The organism is Vibrio sp. 1978 (genome assembly GCF_033344345.1).
Genome location: NZ_JAWPOP010000145.1, coordinates 1 through 1,084, shown reverse-complemented (window position 1 = coordinate 1,084; position 1,084 = coordinate 1). Strand labels below are relative to the sequence as shown.

Genomic DNA, 1,084 nt, shown 5'->3' with positions numbered 1-1,084 from the left:
ATGGTCGCACTCTTAAAACCCATGAAGACCAACAACACCACAAACACAATCGCGACACTTTCAAGCAGGTTGCCAACAAAGTCGTCGATAGACTTTTGTACTTCTTCAGGTTGATAAGCAACGGTCGAGATGTCGACACCCAGCGGCAGCGTTGCCTGGTAGTTAGCGATGATGTCTTGAATCGTATCGCCAAGTGACACCACGTGAATGCCTTGAACTGGGCTCACAGCCAAGGTGACAGCGGGCTCTCCGTTGTAGCGGTTTTCTGCCAATGCTGGTGTTTGATAACCCATGGTGATGTCGGCGATGTCACCAAGACGAATCAACCCCGAGCCAAACTCGCCGGTGCCACCATTGATGATTAAATTGCGAATGTCTTCTAGAGACTGAAACTCACTGGTTTGCGCAATACGAATACGCTCTGTACCCGCATCGAATTTTCCCGCTTCGAACGTGCTGTTTTGTGTGCTCAGTTGGTTCCAAACTTGTGCGATCGACAAACCATATTGAGCCAAGCGCTCGTCTGGCATATCGATATGTACAACGCGAGGTTGAATGCCGTGTAGCTCGATCTTTTTGATGCCGTCGACGGCTTTGATTTGGCGTTGCAGCTCTTCGGCGTAGCGACGTAACTCTTCTGGCGCAGCATCTGTGCTGTGGATAGAGAAAAGCATGCCGTAGACTTCAGAGAACTCGTCTTGTACTACGCTGATCTGCGCGCTGGAAGGCAGCTGCAGTTTTACATCGTCCACTTTGCGTCTCAATAAGTCCCATTCCTGCGGAAGTGCTTTGGAATTAAGGCTCTCTTTGAGGTCAACAAAGACCATAGATAAACCTGGGCGAGACAATGAGCGCAAGCGATCCAACTCCGCCATTTCCTGCAATTTGGTTTCCACGGTATCGGTGACTTGGTGCTCGACTTCTTCGGCTGACGCACCCGGGTAAAGGGTCACGACTACCGCAGTTTTTACTGTAAAGCTCGGGTCTTCCAACTTGCCTAAGTCGAAGTAAGAATAGATGCCAGCGATCACGCTCAATACGATAAAGAACAGAACGAACTTACGTTGGCGAATCGCGAATTCAG

1 protein-coding gene is annotated in these 1,084 nt (G+C 49.8%); it reads right to left on the bottom strand.

Going from position 1 to position 1,084, the window contains the following annotated elements; genetic code table 11:
- A partial coding sequence (locus R8N49_RS25100; RefSeq protein WP_318190209.1) for an efflux RND transporter permease subunit occupies window positions 1–1,084 on the bottom strand: 1,084 nt, incomplete at both ends.